General features: G+C 39.3%; 10 protein-coding genes and 7 tRNA genes. 2 read left to right on the forward strand and 15 right to left on the reverse strand.

Features of this window, described 5'->3' with window-relative positions; genetic code table 11:
- Positions 1 to 4: 4 nt before the first annotated feature.
- Positions 5 to 313: a 30S ribosomal protein S10 gene (gene rpsJ, locus FC81_RS09965; RefSeq protein ID WP_034989694.1), complete on the reverse strand. Its 309-nt coding sequence runs from the start codon at positions 311 to 313 to the stop codon at positions 5 to 7.
- 268 nt (positions 314 to 581) lie between these two features.
- Here rpsJ and FC81_RS09970 point away from each other — a divergent pair, with 268 nt between their 5' ends.
- The gene (locus FC81_RS09970; protein WP_057746462.1) at positions 582 to 1,139 is read left to right on the forward strand and encodes a cysteine hydrolase family protein; all 558 of its coding nucleotides are present in this window, start codon (positions 582 to 584) and stop codon (positions 1,137 to 1,139) included.
- A 106-nt stretch (positions 1,140 to 1,245) separates the two neighbouring features.
- Here the strand turns inward: FC81_RS09970 and fusA are convergent, their stop codons facing one another.
- The 3 genes from fusA to rpsL all read right to left on the reverse strand — a co-directional run bounded on the left by fusA (position 1,246) and on the right by rpsL (position 4,361).
- Positions 1,246 to 3,339: an elongation factor G gene (gene fusA, locus FC81_RS09975; protein ID WP_057746465.1), complete on the reverse strand. Its 2,094-nt coding sequence runs from the start codon at positions 3,337 to 3,339 to the stop codon at positions 1,246 to 1,248.
- A gap of 109 nt (positions 3,340 to 3,448) precedes the next feature.
- Positions 3,449 to 3,919, reverse strand: a complete 471-nt coding sequence (gene rpsG / locus FC81_RS09980; RefSeq protein WP_057746468.1) for a 30S ribosomal protein S7 — start codon at positions 3,917 to 3,919, stop codon at positions 3,449 to 3,451.
- 28 nt (positions 3,920 to 3,947) lie between these two features.
- A complete protein-coding gene (rpsL, locus tag FC81_RS09985) occupies positions 3,948 to 4,361 on the reverse strand; it encodes a 30S ribosomal protein S12 (protein WP_057746471.1) in 414 nt (137 codons plus the stop codon).
- A 271-nt stretch (positions 4,362 to 4,632) separates the two neighbouring features.
- On the opposite strand from rpsL, the gene FC81_RS10820 reads away from it, so the two are divergent.
- Entirely contained in the window at positions 4,633 to 5,313 is a 681-nt protein-coding gene (locus tag FC81_RS10820; protein ID WP_162254837.1) for a prepilin peptidase, read from the forward strand.
- Between the two features lie 98 nt (positions 5,314 to 5,411).
- Here the strand turns inward: FC81_RS10820 and rpoC are convergent, their stop codons facing one another.
- From rpoC to FC81_RS10050, 11 genes are all read right to left on the reverse strand, one after another.
- Entirely contained in the window at positions 5,412 to 9,074 is a 3,663-nt protein-coding gene (gene rpoC, locus FC81_RS10000; protein WP_057746483.1) for a DNA-directed RNA polymerase subunit beta', read from the reverse strand.
- 57 nt (positions 9,075 to 9,131) lie between these two features.
- Positions 9,132 to 12,737: a DNA-directed RNA polymerase subunit beta gene (gene rpoB / locus FC81_RS10005; protein ID WP_157054794.1), complete on the reverse strand. Its 3,606-nt coding sequence runs from the start codon at positions 12,735 to 12,737 to the stop codon at positions 9,132 to 9,134.
- A gap of 318 nt (positions 12,738 to 13,055) precedes the next feature.
- Positions 13,056 to 15,536 carry an ATP-dependent Clp protease ATP-binding subunit gene (locus FC81_RS10010; protein WP_057746488.1) on the reverse strand — a complete coding sequence of 827 codons (2,481 nt, stop codon included), beginning with the start codon at positions 15,534 to 15,536 and terminating at the stop codon, positions 13,056 to 13,058.
- A gap of 17 nt (positions 15,537 to 15,553) precedes the next feature.
- Positions 15,554 to 16,021, reverse strand: coding sequence for a CtsR family transcriptional regulator (locus FC81_RS10015; RefSeq protein ID WP_057746491.1), 468 nt, complete (start codon positions 16,019 to 16,021; stop codon positions 15,554 to 15,556).
- Positions 16,022 to 16,316: 295 nt separating this feature from the next.
- Positions 16,317 to 16,390: transfer RNA gene (locus FC81_RS10020), tRNA-Pro, on the reverse strand.
- Positions 16,391 to 16,432: 42 nt separating this feature from the next.
- Positions 16,433 to 16,506 (reverse strand) — tRNA-Pro (locus FC81_RS10025).
- Positions 16,507 to 16,514: 8 nt separating this feature from the next.
- Positions 16,515 to 16,588: transfer RNA gene (locus tag FC81_RS10030), tRNA-Arg, on the reverse strand.
- Positions 16,589 to 16,604: 16 nt separating this feature from the next.
- Positions 16,605 to 16,690 (reverse strand) — tRNA-Leu (locus FC81_RS10035).
- Positions 16,691 to 16,715: 25 nt separating this feature from the next.
- Positions 16,716 to 16,787, reverse strand: a tRNA-Gly gene (locus FC81_RS10040).
- Positions 16,788 to 16,793: 6 nt separating this feature from the next.
- Positions 16,794 to 16,869: transfer RNA gene (locus FC81_RS10045), tRNA-Thr, on the reverse strand.
- Positions 16,870 to 16,884: 15 nt separating this feature from the next.
- A tRNA-Leu gene (locus FC81_RS10050) sits at positions 16,885 to 16,969 on the reverse strand.
- Positions 16,970 to 17,035: the final 66 nt, after the last annotated feature.

Genomic DNA, 17,035 nt, shown 5'->3' on the forward strand with positions numbered 1-17,035 from the left:
GTAATTATAATTTGATTTCAATATCCACACCGCTAGGCAAGTCTAACTTCATTAATGAGTCAACTGTCTTTGGTGTTGGATTTACGATATCGATTAAACGTTTATGTGTCCGAATCTCGAACTGTTCGCGTGAATCCTTATATTTATGTGGTGAACGGATAACCGTATATAAAGTACGCTCTGTTGGCAATGGAATTGGTCCTGAGATTGCAGCGCCAGTTCTCTTTGCCGTTTCAACGATCTTATCAGCGGATTGATCTAAAGTACGATGTTCGTACGCCTTTAATCGAATACGAATCTTTTGTTTTGCCATTGTGTTCCCTCCTTCGTCTATTTTAAAAAACAAGACTAGCTCCGCAGAAATTTCCCGCCGCACCCCATGGCAAAGCTCCCGGGTGTGTCGCAACCTTCTGCATCATAGCTTGAAATTTATTCCATAGGTGCGCACTTGTCCCTCAAAGACAAGTACTTATATATAATACCTTTTTTTATTTGCTTACGCAAGCTTTTCTTTGAAGAACTATTATTTTTCTATTTTTTGTTATATGCTGAATCTATTATGCATAAGGAGGATTTCAATAATGAGTAAAAAAGCTCTTTTAATTATCGACTACACTAATGACTTTGTCCATCCTAAAGGGACCCTTTCCTGCGGCAAGCCAGGTCAAGCTATCGAAAACAAAATAATATCATTAGCTAATACCTTCTTAGCTAATGATGACTATGTCATCTTACCAACTGACTGCCATCAAGTTAATGATCCTTATCATCCTGAAAGTAAGCTTTTTCCTTCCCACAATATCGTTAATACCTGGGGACGCGAACTTTATAACAGGCTGGCTGATTGGTATCAGGAAAACCACACCAGAAAAAATGTTTACTTTTTTGACAAGAATCGTTATTCTTCGTTTGCTAATACCAACTTAGAAAATTATCTACGTAGCCGCCAAATCGAAGAGCTTCATTTGACAGGTGTCTGTACGGATATTTGTGTACTTCATACAGCGGTTGATGCTTACAATAAGAATTTCAACTTATGTATCCATTCGGATGCAACTGCTAGTTTTGATCCAGCCGGTCATCAGTGGGCTCTCAACCATTTTAAAAACTGTTTAGGAGCAAAAATAGAAGGAATATAATTTTGATTAGAAAATATTAAAAGATAATTCTAAGTAAATATTTCAGTAGATAAACTAAAAAAGAACCCGTTCAAAAGGCGACTTTTGAACGGGTTCTTTTTAGTTATTACTTAGCGTCTCCGCCGTTTTTCTTAATAATTTCTTCTTGAATAGACTTCGGAACTGGTTCGTAATGATCCATGGTCATTGTGAATGTTCCACGTCCCTGTGTTGCTGAACGCAACGTTGTTGCATAACCAAACATCTCTGCAAGCGGTACAAATGCATTAACAACTTGTGCATTTCCACGAGCTTCCATTCCTTCAACTCGACCACGACGAGCTGTAACGTGTCCCATAACATCACCTAAGTAATCTTCAGGAGCAACGATTTCAACCTTCATGATTGGTTCAAGAATCACTGCGCCAGCCTTTTTAGCGGCATTACGTAATGAAAGAGAAGCAGCTACCTTGAAAGCAGCTTCACTTGAATCGACATCATGGTAACTACCATCATATAACTTAGCTTTAACATCAATTAATGGATAGCCTGCTAAGACACCATTCTTCATTGACTCGCGTAAGCCTTGTTCAACTGATGGAATATATTCACGCGGAACAACTCCACCGACGATAGCATTTTCAAATTCAAAGCCAGCACCTTCATCATTAGGTGTAAATTCAACCCAAACATCACCGTACTGACCTTTACCACCTGACTGACGAACAAACTTACCTTGTGATGAAACCTGTTTTGTAAAGGTTTCACGATAAGCAACTTGAGGAGCACCAACCTTAGCTTCAACCTTGAATTCACGTTTCATACGATCAACGATGATATCCAAATGTAATTCACCCATACCAGCGATAAGTGTTTCACCAGTTTCTGGATTAGTTTCAGCCTTAAAGGTCGGATCTTCTTCAGCAAGTTTTTGTAAGGCGATATCCATCTTATCTTGGTCAGCCTTCGTATTGGGTTCAATTGATACCTGGATAACTGGATCAGGAAATTCCATTGATTCAAGAATTAATGGATGCTTGATGTCAGTTAATGAATCACCAGTTGTTGTATCTTTCAAACCAATAGCAGCAGCAATATCACCTGCAAATACTTCAGGAATTTCTTTACGATGGTTTGAATGCATCTGTAATAAACGACCAACACGTTCACGTTTATCCTTAGTTGCATTTAAGACATATGAACCAGCTTCAAGTGTTCCTGCGTATACGCGGAAGAATGTAAGACGTCCAACGAATGGATCAGTTGCAATCTTAAATGCTAAACCAGCAAACGGTTTGTCATCACCTGCAACTAACTCAACTTCTTCATCTGTATCAGGATCTGTTGCCTTATAAGGCTTAACATCTAATGGTGATGGCAAGTAGTCGTTGACAGCATCTAACATCATTTGAACACCCTTATTCTTAAATGCTGAACCAGCAAGAACAGGATATAATTCTAAGTTCAATGTTGCTTTACGAATAGCAGCCTTAATCTCGTCATTCGAAATCTCTTCACCTTCGAGATATTTTTCCATAAGGTCTTCATCAACATCAGCAATAGCTTCGATCATTGCCTCACGACGCTTCTGTGCGGTTTCTTTATATTCTTCTGGAATATCAACTGTATCCCATTTAGCACCAAGTTCATCTTCGTCGTAGATGTCAGCTTTCATTTCAATTAAATCGATAACACCTTCAAAGTTATCCTCTGCTCCAATTGGCATTTGGATAGCAACTGCATTTGCTTGCAAACGATCCTTGATTGTACTTACTGAATAATCAAAGTTAGCACCGATCTTGTCCATCTTATTAACAAAAACAATCCGCGGTACTGAATAAGTTGTTGCTTGACGCCAAACATTTTCAGTTTGTGGTTCAACACCTGATTGAGCATCGAGCACAACAACTGCTCCATCAAGAACACGCAGTGAACGTTCTACTTCAACTGTGAAGTCAACGTGTCCTGGGGTATCAATAATATTGATTCGATGATCTTTCCATTGAGCTGTTGTTGCAGCAGATGTAATCGTAATTCCACGTTCTTGTTCTTGCGCCATCCAGTCCATTTGTGAAGCACCTTCATGGGTTTCACCAATTTTGTGGATTTTCCCAGTATAGTATAAGATACGTTCAGTCGTCGTTGTTTTACCTGCATCGATATGCGCAACGATTCCGATATTACGTGTCCTTTCTAATGGGAATTCACGTTTATTAGCCATCTGAGATTTTATCTCCTTCCAAACCTGCTTAATATCTAAAAATATAGCTTACTCAAAAAATGACTACTATAGGATTTCTTGAAATCATATAATAGCCATTTTCAAAAAATTACCAGCGATAATGTGCAAATGCACGGTTGGCATCAGCCATTTTATGTGTATCTTCACGTTTCTTAACTGAAGCACCTGTATTGTTAGATGCATCAATAATTTCTTTTGCTAAACGTTCTGGCATTGTATGTTCACCACGTAAACGTGAATAGTTAACGAGCCAACGTAATCCTAAAGTTGTACGACGCTCTGGACGTACTTCAATTGGAACTTGGTAGTTAGAACCACCAACACGGCGTGCCTTTACTTCAAGTACAGGCATAACGTTCTTCAATGCTTCTTCAAACACATCTAATGGTTCGTTACCTGTTTCTTCTTTAATTTGATCAAATGCTTGATATAATAATTTTGATGCAGTCCCGCGTTTGCCATCAATCATAATACGGTTGATCAAACGAGTTACCAATTTAGAGTTATAAATTGGATCAGGGAGTACTTCGCGCTTTGAAATAGCACCTTTTCTTGGCATCTAAATAACCTCCTCTAATACTTTACAATTATTTCTTAGGTCTCTTTGTACCATACTTAGAACGACTTTGTTTACGATCTGTAACGCCAGCTGTATCCAAAGCACCACGTACGATATGGTAACGAACACCAGGAAGATCTTTTACACGACCTCCACGAATTAAAACAACACTATGTTCTTGTAAGTTATGTCCAATTCCTGGAATATATGCTGTAACCTCGATCAAGTTTGAAAGACGAACACGAGCATACTTACGTAAAGCAGAGTTAGGTTTCTTAGGTGTCATCGTACCCACACGAGTTGCTACTCCACGTTTTTGTGGTGCAGGATTATTAGTCTGCACTCTCTTGTAACTGTTATACCCAAAGTTTAAAGCTGGGGAATCAGATTTTGAACCTTTAGATTTACGCCCTTTACGGATCAATTGATTAATTGTTGGCATCTAAAGCTTCCTCCTTCCTTAATTTGCATGTCTTAAGTACACACATCCAGGCGGTTCATTTTTTAGCAAAAAAATAAACCCTGAATGTACAATAGATTGTATGCTACCGTAACACAGTCAGCATGTCCTATGGTTATCACGGGAAAACTGTCTACATAAAGCACCTTTTATAGACTAACACGTTAAAGACAAGGATGTCAACATATTATTAAAATATAGTCAAATAGAACTTTTTTTCGTATTTAACTAGCGAAAGGAGTGTGACTTTATAGTGTTTATTATTATCATTATCTTTGTTCTTGGAACTATCTGTGGTTCCTTTGCTATCTGTTACGGCTGGCGCTTCGCCCACCACTATTCCATACTTCATCCCGCTTCTTTTTGTGAGAATTGCCATATCCCACTTAAAAAATATTATTTAATACCACTAATTGGCTTTTTTATTCAAAAGGGACATTGTACTTCTTGTCATGCTAGTATTTCCACCGTAAGCTTAGTTAGCGAATTCCTTATGGGTAGTTATTTCACTTTATTATTTCTTTTGAACAACACGTCTCCATTGCATCTTGTTTTTACTTTTGGGCTAGTCTTATGGGCACTGATACTTTCAGCGCAGGATTTTTATAGCTTGACTGTTTCGCATAACTTTCTGCTAGTTGGCGGCAGCCTTCTTTCAGTTGGAAAATTTGCGAATATTCATTTTTACTTAGCTGACTGGTCATTCAGCCTTCTTTTTATCATTATTCTATTTCTTTTTAGTCATTTTAATTTGCTTGGCAGTGGAGATGTTATTTACTTAACTTTTCTCTTTTTACTTTTGGGCTTCTATACGACACTTTACATTATCTTAATTGGGTCAACAAGTGCTGCTCTTTATCATTTTATTTATGCTCAAAATAAAATACCCTTTATCCCCTTCTTGTCCTTTGGACTATTGGTCCTCCTATTATAGTAATCAAAGTTTGATCTTGATCGTCAGCCGTTAGCCAAATAAAAAAGATCATACTAGCTATTAGCTAATATGACCTTTTCTTAATGACATCTCATTACTTATTTATTATCATTTTGTGGCTGTTTTTCTTCTGCCTTCAATTTCTTTTCTAAATCAGAGATTGAATAAACATTTTCGGAGACAGCTCCAACTTCTTTAGGCTTAATACCACGATAATCGGGCATTCCTGTTCCAGCTGGAATAATCTTACCGATAATAACATTTTCTTTCAAACCAATTAACGGATCATTCTTACCCCGAATAGCTGCATCGGTCAAGACACGCGTTGTCTCCTGGAAAGAAGCGGCTGACAAGAAACTATTAGTCTCAAGTGACGCCTTTGTAATTCCAAGTAAGACCGGGCGAGCTGTTGCAGGAATACTTCCCTTGATCAAGGTCTGATAGTTTTGATCTCTGAAATCATTGATATCCATCAATGTACCCGGTAATAAGGCTGTATCACCTGGATCCATAACCCGTACCTTACGTAACATTTGACGAGCCATAACTTCAATATGCTTATCAGAAATCTCAACACCTTGCATTCTATACACTTTTTGAACTTCACGCAAGATATAGTTTTCCGTTGAAAGAACATCACGGACTTTAATCAATTGCTTAGGATCGATTGACCCTACAGTTAATGCTTCACCACGATGAATTTCTTCGCCTTCAGAAACCTTGAGTACCGAAGTAAATGGCAAACTATATGTTCGCGTATCCGTTTCGCCTTTAACTGTAACTTCTTTTGTTCTTTCAGCTGGGTTTTCTTCAATACTTTCTACGATTCCTGTAACTTCAGAAATCTCTGCACGACCTTTAGGGTTACGAGCTTCGAAGATTTCTTGAACACGAGGAAGACCTTGTGTAATATCATCCCCAGCAACACCACCAGTATGGAATGTCCGCATCGTCAACTGGGTACCAGGTTCACCGATCGATTGTGCAGCAACTGTTCCGACTGCTTCACCAACTTCGACCTCATCACCCGTAGCCATATTACGACCATAACAATGTTCACAAACACCATGCTTAGTATTACATGTAAAGGCAGAACGAATTGTTACTATCTCAACACCTGCTTTAACGATCGCTTGTGCAATACTTTCGTCGATCATCTCATTTGCTGAAACGATGACTTCACCTGTTTGCGGATCTTTAACAGCCTTCATTGCGTAGCGACCTAAAATACGGTCAAACAATGGTTCGATCAATTCATTTCCTTCACGAATTGCCATTACATCCAAGCCACGATCAGTTCCACAATCTTTTTCACGAATAATAACATCTTGTGCAACATCAACAAGACGACGGGTCAAGTAACCTGAATCAGCTGTCTTCAAGGCAGTATCCGTCATTCCCTTACGGGCACCGTGAGTAGAAATAAACATTTCCATAACAGATAAGCCTTCACGGAAGTTAGCCACAATTGGCAATTCCATCGTTTTACCATTAGGTGCAGCCATTAATCCACGCATTCCGGCTAACTGAGTAAAGTTAGAAATATTACCACGAGCCCCGGAGTCTGACATCATTTGAATTGGATTTTCTGGATCCATATTCTGAACTAGTTTTTCCTGAATCTGATCTTTAGCATTATTCCAAATAGCAATAACACGTTCATAACGTTCATCTTCAGTAATCAATCCACGTCGAAATTGTTTAGCTACATTGCTGACTTCTTTATGTGCAGCGTCAATAATACCTTTTTTCTCTTTTAAATCAGTTATATCTGCGATTCCCACAGTTAAACCTGACTTGGTAGATTCATAGTAACCTAAGTCTTTAACACGGTCCAAAAGCTTAGACGTCTCAGTAACTTTGAATTTCTTATAAACCTCGGCAACAATATCACTTAAGAAGCTAGCTTTAAACGGTGTAACTAAGTCCTGCTCTGCTAAGAACTGATGAATATCTGTTCCAGGCTCAACAAAATACTTATCAGGTGTCTTTCCCGTCAGATTTTCCTCTGTTGGTTCATTCAGATATGGGAAGTTTGCTGGTAAAATTTCGTTAAAAATAGCTTTACCTGCAGTCGTTACCATAACCCTTTCCTTCTGCCAATCAGTGAATGGTTTCCCAGCAGCAGCAAGTGTCTCTGTCTGTAAACCAATTCGGGTATGCAGATGGATATAGTTGTTAAGATAAGCTGTGCGAACTTCATTAACATCCTTAAAGATCATACCCTCACCTTCACGACCATTTTCTTCAATCGTTAGGTAATAGTTTCCAATAACCATATCTTGTGATGGAGTTACAATTGGTTTTCCATCTTTTGGTGCTAAGATGTGGTGAGCCGCAAGCATCAGCAAACGTGCTTCTGCCTGTGCTTCATCTGACAGTGGCACATGGATAGCCATTTGGTCACCATCAAAATCGGCATTGTAAGCTTCACATGCTAATGGATGCAATCTCATTGATTTACCGTTAACCAGCTTAGGTTCAAATGCTTGAATACCTAAACGGTGAAGCGTAGGTGCGCGGTTAAGTAAAACTGGATGTTCTTTGATAACATCTTCCAAAACATCCCAAATATCTTCATCACGTCGGTCGATCTTTCGTTTAGCATTCTTAATGTTAGAAGCCATTTCACGCTTAACAAGTTCCTTCATCATAAATGGTTTGAATAATTCAAGAGCCATTTCATGTGGGATACCCATTTGGTTCATCTTTAATTTAGGTCCAACATCAATAACTGAACGGCCAGAATAATCAACACGCTTACCAAGTAAGTTTTGACGGAAACGACCCTGCTTACCTTTAAGCATATGTGACAATGATTTAAGTGGTCGGTTACCCGGTCCTGTAACAGGGCGTCCCCGACGACCATTATCAATCAATGCATCGACAGCTTCTTGCAACATCCGCTTTTCATTTTGAACAATGATGCCAGGAGCATTCAAATCAAGCAGACGCTTCAAACGGTTATTACGGTTAATAACACGTCGATAGAGATCATTTAAATCAGAAGTTGCAAAACGTCCACCTTCTAGTTGAACCATCGGACGTAGGTCAGGTGGGATAACTGGGATAGCATCCATGACCATCCATGCAGGTTCATTACCTGATTTCAAGAATGATTCCAGAATATCTAGTCGTCTAACAGCACGTGTCCGCTTCTGACCAGTAGCTTCTTTCAGTTCCTCTTTTAATTCATTACATTCATTTTCAAGTTCAACATCACGTAACAGGCTTCTGATAGCTTCAGCACCCATTCCAGCTTTAAACTCTTGACCATATTGCTCACGTTTCTCACGATATTCACGTTCTGTCAATAATTGTTTCTTTTCTAGTGGTGTATTTCCGGGTTCAGTTACCACATATGAAGCAAAATAGATAATTTCTTCCAATGCACGTGGGCTCATATCAAGCACAAGTCCCATCCGACTTGGAATACCCTTGAAATACCAAATATGTGTTACGGGCGCCGCAAGTTCAATATGTGCCATCCGTTCACGACGAACCTTAGCACGTGTTACCTCAACTCCACAACGGTCACAAACGATTCCCTTGTAACGAATACGTTTATATTTACCGCAAGCACATTCCCAATCTTTAGTAGGTCCAAATATTCTTTCGTCGAATAAACCATCTTTTTCAGGCTTCAACGTACGATAGTTGATCGTTTCAGGTTTCTTTACTTCTCCATAAGACCAGCTACGGATCTTATCAGAAGAAGCCAAACCAATCTGCATACTATCGAATTTATTGACATCGATCAAGAGACCGACCTCCTTTTTTATAGTTGACTTCTAAACACTCAGTTTTTTAACTTATTCCTATTTTTCTGTTTTAGTCTCAGTTTTTTCTGCTTCTTCTGCATTTGCTGCTTGTTCCTTAGCCTTTTTTTCAGCTTGTTCTTTAGCCAGCTTGCTCAAAGCATCAACATTAACAACATCATCGTCCTCATCATCCATATCCCTGAGCTCGATTTCTTTCTTCTCGGTATCAAGAACTTTCATATCTAATCCTAATGATTGTAATTCTTTGACTAAAACACGGAATGATTCAGGAACACCTGGTTTAGGAATCGGTTCACCCTTTACAATAGCTTCATAGGTTTTAACTCGCCCAACAACATCATCAGACTTGTATGTCATAATTTCTTGCAATGTATATGCAGCACCATATGCTTCAAGAGCCCAAACTTCCATTTCACCAAATCTTTGTCCACCAAATTGTGCTTTCCCACCGAGTGGTTGTTGTGTAACAAGAGAGTACGGTCCAATTGAACGTGCATGAATCTTATCATCGACCATATGTGCAAGTTTCAGATAATACATAACTCCAACTGAAATACGGTTATCGAAAGCTTCACCTGTTCGACCATCGTAAACGACTGTCTTACCATCACTTGATATACCAGCTTCTTTTAGAGCTGACCAGATATCTTCATCACGTGCACCATCAAAAACTGGCGATGCTACATGTATCCCTAGTTTACGTGCTGCAATTCCTAAATGAAGTTCAAGTACTTGTCCGATATTCATACGTGAAGGAACACCCATTGGACTTAACATGATATCAATTGGGGTACCATCTGGTAAATAAGGCATATCTTCTTCAGGAATAACGATTGAAACAGTCCCTTTGTTACCATGACGTCCCGCCATCTTATCCCCTACTTGAATCTTACGTTTTTGTGCAATGTAAACACGAACCATCATGTTCACACCTGGAGATAATTCATCGCCGGCTTCACGTGTAAAGATTTTAACATCTTGGACGATTCCGCCGCCACCATGAGGAACCCGGAGTGAAGTATCTCTAACTTCACGTGCCTTTTCACCAAAAATAGCATGCAACAAACGTTCTTCAGCAGATAATTCAGTCACACCTTTAGGCGTTACTTTGCCAACTAAAATGTCGCCATCATGAACTTCAGCACCGATTCGAACAATTCCAAATTCATCAAGATCCTTTAAGGCATCTTCACCAACATTGGGGATCTCGCGTGTCATTTCTTCAGGCCCTAACTTGGTATCACGAGCTTCAGATTCATGTTCTTCAATATGGATAGAGGTATAAACATCTTCTTTAACGAGACGTTCGTTAATTGCGATCGCATCTTCGAAGTTATAACCATCCCATGTCATAAAAGCAATTAATGGGTTTTGACCAAGAGCTAATTCACCATTTTCCATTGATGGCCCATCTGCCAAGACCTCATCTGCATCAACATGATCCCCTACACGCACGATTGGGCGTTGGTTATAGTTTTTACCACCATTAGAACGGCGGAACTTCATTAATTTATATTTATCTAACGAACCGTCATCACGTCGAACACGAACTTCACGTGCATCAACATATTCAACCGTTCCTTCATTTTTACAAATCAAAGCAACTCCGGAGTCATGCGCAGCTTTATATTCTATTCCCGTTCCTACTAAAGGAGCATGCGGATCAAGCAGTGGTACAGCCTGACGCTGCATATTGGCACCCATTAACGCCCGGTTTGAGTCATCGTTTTCCAAGAAAGGAATACATGCTGTTGCGACTGCAACCACTTGCTTAGGCGAAACATCCATATAATCGACTTTGTCAATTGAAATTTCAATATTTTCACTTTTAGCACGTGCCATAACAATATTATCCACGAATGAACCATCATCGTTCAGTGGCGAGTTAGCCTGTGCAATAACATAATTATCTTCTTCATCCGCTGTCAAGTAATCAATTTTTTCGGTTACTTTATGCGTTGCCCATGAAACACGCCGATATGGTGTTTCAATAAAGCCATACTTGTTAATACGCGCGTAAGAAGACAAACTATTAATCAGCCCGATATTCGGTCCTTCAGGCGTTTCAATTGGACACATCCGACCATAATGAGTGTAATGAACATCACGAACTTCATAGCCGGCCCGATCACGAGTTAAACCACCAGGTCCTAAGGCAGACAGACGACGCTTATGTGTCAATTCACCTAATGGATTAGTTTGATCCATAAACTGGGATAACTGTGAACTACCAAAGAATTCCTTGATGGAAGCAACTACTGGGCGAATATTGATTAACTGCTGTGGTGTTACAGTTGAAGTATCTTGAATTGACATTCTTTCACGAACAACACGTTCCATTCTTGAAAGACCAATTCTAAATTGGTTTTGCAATAGTTCACCAACAGAGCGAATACGTCGGTTACCCAAGTGATCAATATCATCGGCAGCTCCGATTCCTTCTTGAAGATTGAAGAAATAATTCATCGATGCAATAATATCGGCAGGAAGAATGTGTTTGTACTTCAAGTCGATATGCCCATTACCAATCATCTTAACAACTTTTTCAGGATCCTTTTCAGAATAAACATTGATAATCTGTAAGGTCATTGGATCAGTAACAACACCTTCATCAGAAGGATGGAAAGTCACTGTCTTAAAATCTTCACGATCAAGATACGGTGCAAGTTTGTCCATGATTTGCTTATCAATAACCGTATCTTTATTAACGATAATCTCACCAGTATCAGGATCAGCCAGCGTTTCAGCTAAAGTTTTATTCAATAAACGTGTCTTTAAGTTTAACTTTTTATTAACCTTGTAACGACCAACAGGGGCAAAGTCATAACGCTTCGGATCAAAGAAACGAGCTGTCAAGAGGCTACGTGCACTGTCGGCTGTCTTAGGTTCACCCGGACGTAGGCGTTCATAAACATCCTTTAATGATTCAGCTACACGCGAATCTTCAGTGTTTTTATGCACATCCTTTTCCAAAGTCAACATTAAACTATCATTAGACCCTAGCATTTGGATAATCTCATCATCAGAACTATATCCTAACGCACGGATTAATTCCGTCAGTGGAATTTTACGTGTACGGTCAATTCGAACATAGGCAATATTCTTCGCATCAGTTTCATACTCAAGCCATGCACCACGGTTAGGGATAACTGTTGTTCCGAAGTTCTCACGACCATTTTTATCTAATTCTTCACTATAATAGACACCAGGTGAACGAACTAACTGAGAAACAATAACACGTTCAGCACCATTGATAATAAACGTTCCTTGTTCAGTCATTAAAGGAAAGTCACCAAAGAAGACATCTTGTGATTTAATCTCACCTGTCTCATGGTTGATTAAGTTCAATGTGACATGTAATGGGGCCGAATAATTTGCATCATGCTGTCTTGCTTCATCAACTGTATATTTTGGTTCCAATAATTGATAGTCGACAAATTCAAGTGATAGATTACCAGCAAAATCTTCAATCGGCATAATGTCTTCAAACATTTCACGAAGACCTTCGTCTAAGAACCATTTGTAGGAATTTGTCTGAATTTCAATTAAGTTTGGTAACTCCAAAACTTCTTTGATCCGGGCATAACTTCTACGTGTACGGTGTTTACCGTATTTTACTAAATGTCCTGCCAAATTGTTCACCTCTCAAATTTTTTCTGTGAAAAGCCTAAAAAGCAACTTAAAATTATTACATTTTGATTACAATTATCTTCTGAGTGCTTTTTTTGGCAAAAAAAAACCAAAAACAGTATATGTCTGTCTCTCGACCATCACTATTTTTGCTTCATCTCGAGTCGACTATGGACAATAGATCACAGTCGACAAAATTCACAGTATTTTCCAATTACAAATTGTAGCAATCAATCATAAATTTGTCAAGTCGGAATGCACAAAAAATTCCGGCAATTCCTTATACATGAATTACCGAAATTTCTTATTGAATAGTTTTATGATTTATTGTTACTTCGTAAGTTGTTCAGCTGCTTTTTGATCATCATCTTGGACTTTTACACTAATCTTTCCTTTACTTGCTCCAATAGTGACCTTACTGTTGATTTTAATCTGTCCAGTAATCAAAGCTTCACTCAACTTGTCTTCTACTTCTGTCTGTAAAGCCCTCCGCAACGGTCGTGCACCGTATTCAGGGTCAAAGCCCTTCTTAGCAACGACATCGATCGCAGCTGGAGTAATCTTGATATTAACCTTTTGTTCACGAACACGATCAAGTACTTCTTTAGCCATTAACTTAACGATTACATGTAACTCCTTAGCTGTAAGCCCATGGAAAATAATTGTTTCATCGATCCGGTTAAGGAACTCTGGCCTAAAGGTCTTTTTCAATGTTTCGCGTATTTTAGCAGACATTGCTTTAAAGTCATCGATCGCTTTTGAACTTCCAAAACCAACTTGTTTCTCATCTCGTAAAGCTGTTGCCCCTAGGTTGGATGTCATAATGATAATCGTATTTCGAAAGTCAACCCGACGTCCCTTAGAATCAGTTAGGTACCCATCATCTAGTACCTGCAACAAAATATTAAAAACATCTGGATGAGCTTTTTCGACTTCATCAAATAAAACAACTGAGTAAGGATGTTGTCTAACCTTTTCAGTTAACTGTCCACCCTCTTCATAGCCAACATAGCCTGGAGGCGACCCCACTAGACGACTAGTAGCATATTTCTCCATATACTCACTCATATCAATTCTAATGATCGAATCTTCTGTACCGAACATAGCCTCAGCCAATGCCTTAGCCAGTTCTGTTTTCCCAACTCCAGTCGGCCCAAGAAACATGAAAGATCCAATTGGACGAACAGGATTTTTTAACCCACTTCGAGCACGTCGCATTGCACGCGCGACTGCTGAAACAGCTTCTTCCTGTCCAACAACACGTTTATGCAAGACATCTTCAAGGTTAACCAGACGTTCCGCCTCAGATTTCTTCATTTGAGTTAATGGGACACCTGTCCATTCAGAAACGATCTCGGCGATATTTTCCTCAGTAACACTTACACCGTAACGTTCCTTACTTGAAGCAGCTTCATCTTCTTGCTGTTCCATCCTTTGTAAACTCTTTTTGGCACGAAGCTCCTTCTGCCTAATATCAGCAGCTAATTCAAAATCTTCATTACTTAGAGCTTCAATTTTTTGAGTTGCCAAATCATCTAGTAAAGCTCTCTTAGTTGCTACTTTTTTTGTTTGTCCCGCCGCTTCTAAGCGAACTCTTGCAGCTGACTCATCCATCAAATCAATTGCTTTATCTGGTAAAAAGCGACCAGTAATATACCTTGAGCTTAAGCGTACAGCAGCTTCGATTGCTTCATCTGTAATTTCCAATCGGTGATGCTCTTCATATTTCGGCCGTAACCCCTTAAGAATTTGAATAGTGTCTTGGGCTGATGGTTCAGCAACCATTATTTTGGCAAAACGTCGTTCAAGTGCTGAGTCCGTTTCAATATATTTCTGGAACTCATCAAGTGTCGTTGCCCCAACGACCTGAACCTCTCCCCGCGCAAGCGCCGGTTTAAGAATATTTGAAGCATCTATCGCCCCTTCAGCGCCTCCAGCACCAATCAGCGTGTGCAATTCGTCAATAAAGAGGATAACATTCCCGTCAGCGTAAATCTCATCAATAATTTTTTTAACACGATCTTCAAATTCACCACGATACTTAGTTCCGGCAACCAATGACCCCATATCAAGCATCATAACGCGTTTTTTCTGTAAACTTTCAGGGACATCACCGGCAATGATACTCTGCGCTAAGCCTTCGGCAACTGCTGTCTTACCTACACCTGGTTCTCCTAGCAAGACTGGGTTGTTTTTAGTTCGTCGGCTAAGAACTTGAATAATGCGTTTAACTTCTTTTTCTCTTCCAATAACGGGATCTATTTTGTTTTCTTCAGCTAATACATTAAGATTCCGCGCTAACGAATTTAGAGTTGGTGTCCCATTTTTCTTAGGAACCTTTTTATCAAACCTTTTAATTTGAGCTTCACTTAATCCAAGTTTATGAATAATCGTCTGATACATTTTGCGCGTATCAATGTTTAAACTTTGGAGTATCCGTGAAGATAAAATATCATTGTTGCGTAAAAGGGCTAGCAGCAGATGTTCAGTACCGATCTTAGCAGCCTTAGTTTTTTTAGCTTCCTCACCTGCAACTGCTAAAATTTCCTTTGCCCTAGGTGAGTAAGGTAAATAATTGTTAGCACCATTGCGCTTTAATGTTCCATAACCTGTTAAACGTTCAATCTCTTCACGAACATCGGTTTCAGTTACAATAAACTGCTGTAATACCTTACTAGCAATCCCATTAGTCTCTAAAGTTAAAGCCAGCAATAAATGTTCCGTTCCAACAGCTTGATGTCTAAAATACTTGGCTTGTTCTTGTGCTAGTACTAAGACCTGTCTAGCACTTGGAGTAAATAAATTATCCATAATATATTCCTCACTTCCTAACCGTCATATTTCAAACGATTTAATATACTGATTAAAATCCGAGCACGAATAGCATTTTCAACTCTTTTATCTTCAAAATCTAACGTTCGTCTGTCAATTGCTACCAAAATAAGATTGGCTTCTTTTTGTGTCAAGACACTATCCTCAAATAAACTTTGAATAATTTGAAAAGCTTGTGAAAAACTGATATTATCTCCAATTACATCTATTAGGTCATCCAAAACATCTGCATCGTTGATCAAATTAACCTTTGCAATCCTAATGTAACCACCACCGCCGCGCTTACTGCGAACAATATATCCATTCTGGATCGTAAACCGCGTATTAATTACATAATTGATTTGGGATGGTACACAATTGAATAGTTGTGCTATCTCAGAACGTTTAATCTCAACCTGACGTGTATCAGCTAAGATTCTTTTTAGATATTCCTCAATGATATCAGAAATATTTTGTCCTTGCATATATCTCATCCTCTAAACTTTTTGACTAATATTGACTTTCATTATACGTAAAAAATTTAGAAATGCAAAGATAGAGCATCAATTAATTTCTACAACCTACTTATATTATAAAATTACTTTCATCAAACAACAATCTTAATATCTTATATAAGGATACAATTAATAAAACCCTAAGAACTATAGTTATCACTCTATACTAACTATTACAACTAAAGATGACACCCTCGGGTTAAACCAAAAAATGATTCCACACAAAAACCAGATCAAAATTTTTACTTTGATCTGGCTTCTCTTATCGGGAAAACAAGATTCGAACTTGCGACCCCTACGTCCCGAACGTAGTGCTCTACCAAGCTGAGCTATTTCCCGAAAATATTAGTAAACTAAAAACATCCGAACTCATTAGACCTATCGGGAAGACAGGATTCGAACCTGCGACCCCCTGGTCCCAAACCAGGTGCTCTACCAAGCTGAGCTACTTCCCGATGAAATATGCACCCAGTAGGAGTCGAACCTACAACCTTCTGATTCGTAGTCAGACACTCTATCCAATTGCGCTATGGGTGCAATATATAAATGAAAATGCCGAGGACCGGAATCGAACCGGTACGGTAATCACTTACCGCAGGATTTTAAGTCCTGTGCGTCTGCCAGTTCCGCCACCCCGGCAAAAAATAATGAACAGACAATAACAAGCGGAAGACGGGATTCGAACCCGCGACCCCCACCTTGGCAAGGTGATGTTCTACCACTGAACTACTTCCGCATAATATGGTGCCGACTAGACGATTCGAACGCCCGACCCTCTGATTACAAATCAGATGCTCTACCAACTGAGCTAAGTCGGCAATACAAATAAAAAATGGTGCGGGTGAAGGGATTTGAACCCCCACGTCTTTCAACGCTAGAACCTAAATCTAGTGCGTCTGCCAATTCCGCCACACCCGCAAAATTGCCCAATGAGTCGTGACAGGCTCGAACTGTCGACCCTCTGATTAAAAGTCAGATGCTCTA

The sequence above is a fragment of the Liquorilactobacillus capillatus DSM 19910 genome, from assembly GCF_001434915.1.
Taxonomy (GTDB): domain Bacteria; phylum Bacillota; class Bacilli; order Lactobacillales; family Lactobacillaceae; genus Liquorilactobacillus; species Liquorilactobacillus capillatus.

What these genes read in the sequence shown, in the direction of transcription:
- rpsJ (WP_034989694.1), bottom strand. Translation starts at nt 313, where the DNA reads ATGGCAAAACAAAAGATTCGTATTCGATTAAAGGCGTACGAACATCGT.
- FC81_RS09970 (WP_057746462.1), top strand. Translation starts at nt 582, where the DNA reads ATGAGTAAAAAAGCTCTTTTAATTATCGACTACACTAATGACTTTGTC.
- fusA (WP_057746465.1), bottom strand. Translation starts at nt 3,339, where the DNA reads ATGGCTAATAAACGTGAATTCCCATTAGAAAGGACACGTAATATCGGA.
- rpsG (WP_057746468.1), bottom strand. Translation starts at nt 3,919, where the DNA reads ATGCCAAGAAAAGGTGCTATTTCAAAGCGCGAAGTACTCCCTGATCCA.
- rpsL (WP_057746471.1), bottom strand. Translation starts at nt 4,361, where the DNA reads ATGCCAACAATTAATCAATTGATCCGTAAAGGGCGTAAATCTAAAGGT.
- FC81_RS10010 (WP_057746488.1), bottom strand. Translation starts at nt 15,536, where the DNA reads ATGGATAATTTATTTACTCCAAGTGCTAGACAGGTCTTAGTACTAGCA.
- FC81_RS10015 (WP_057746491.1), bottom strand. Translation starts at nt 16,021, where the DNA reads ATGCAAGGACAAAATATTTCTGATATCATTGAGGAATATCTAAAAAGA.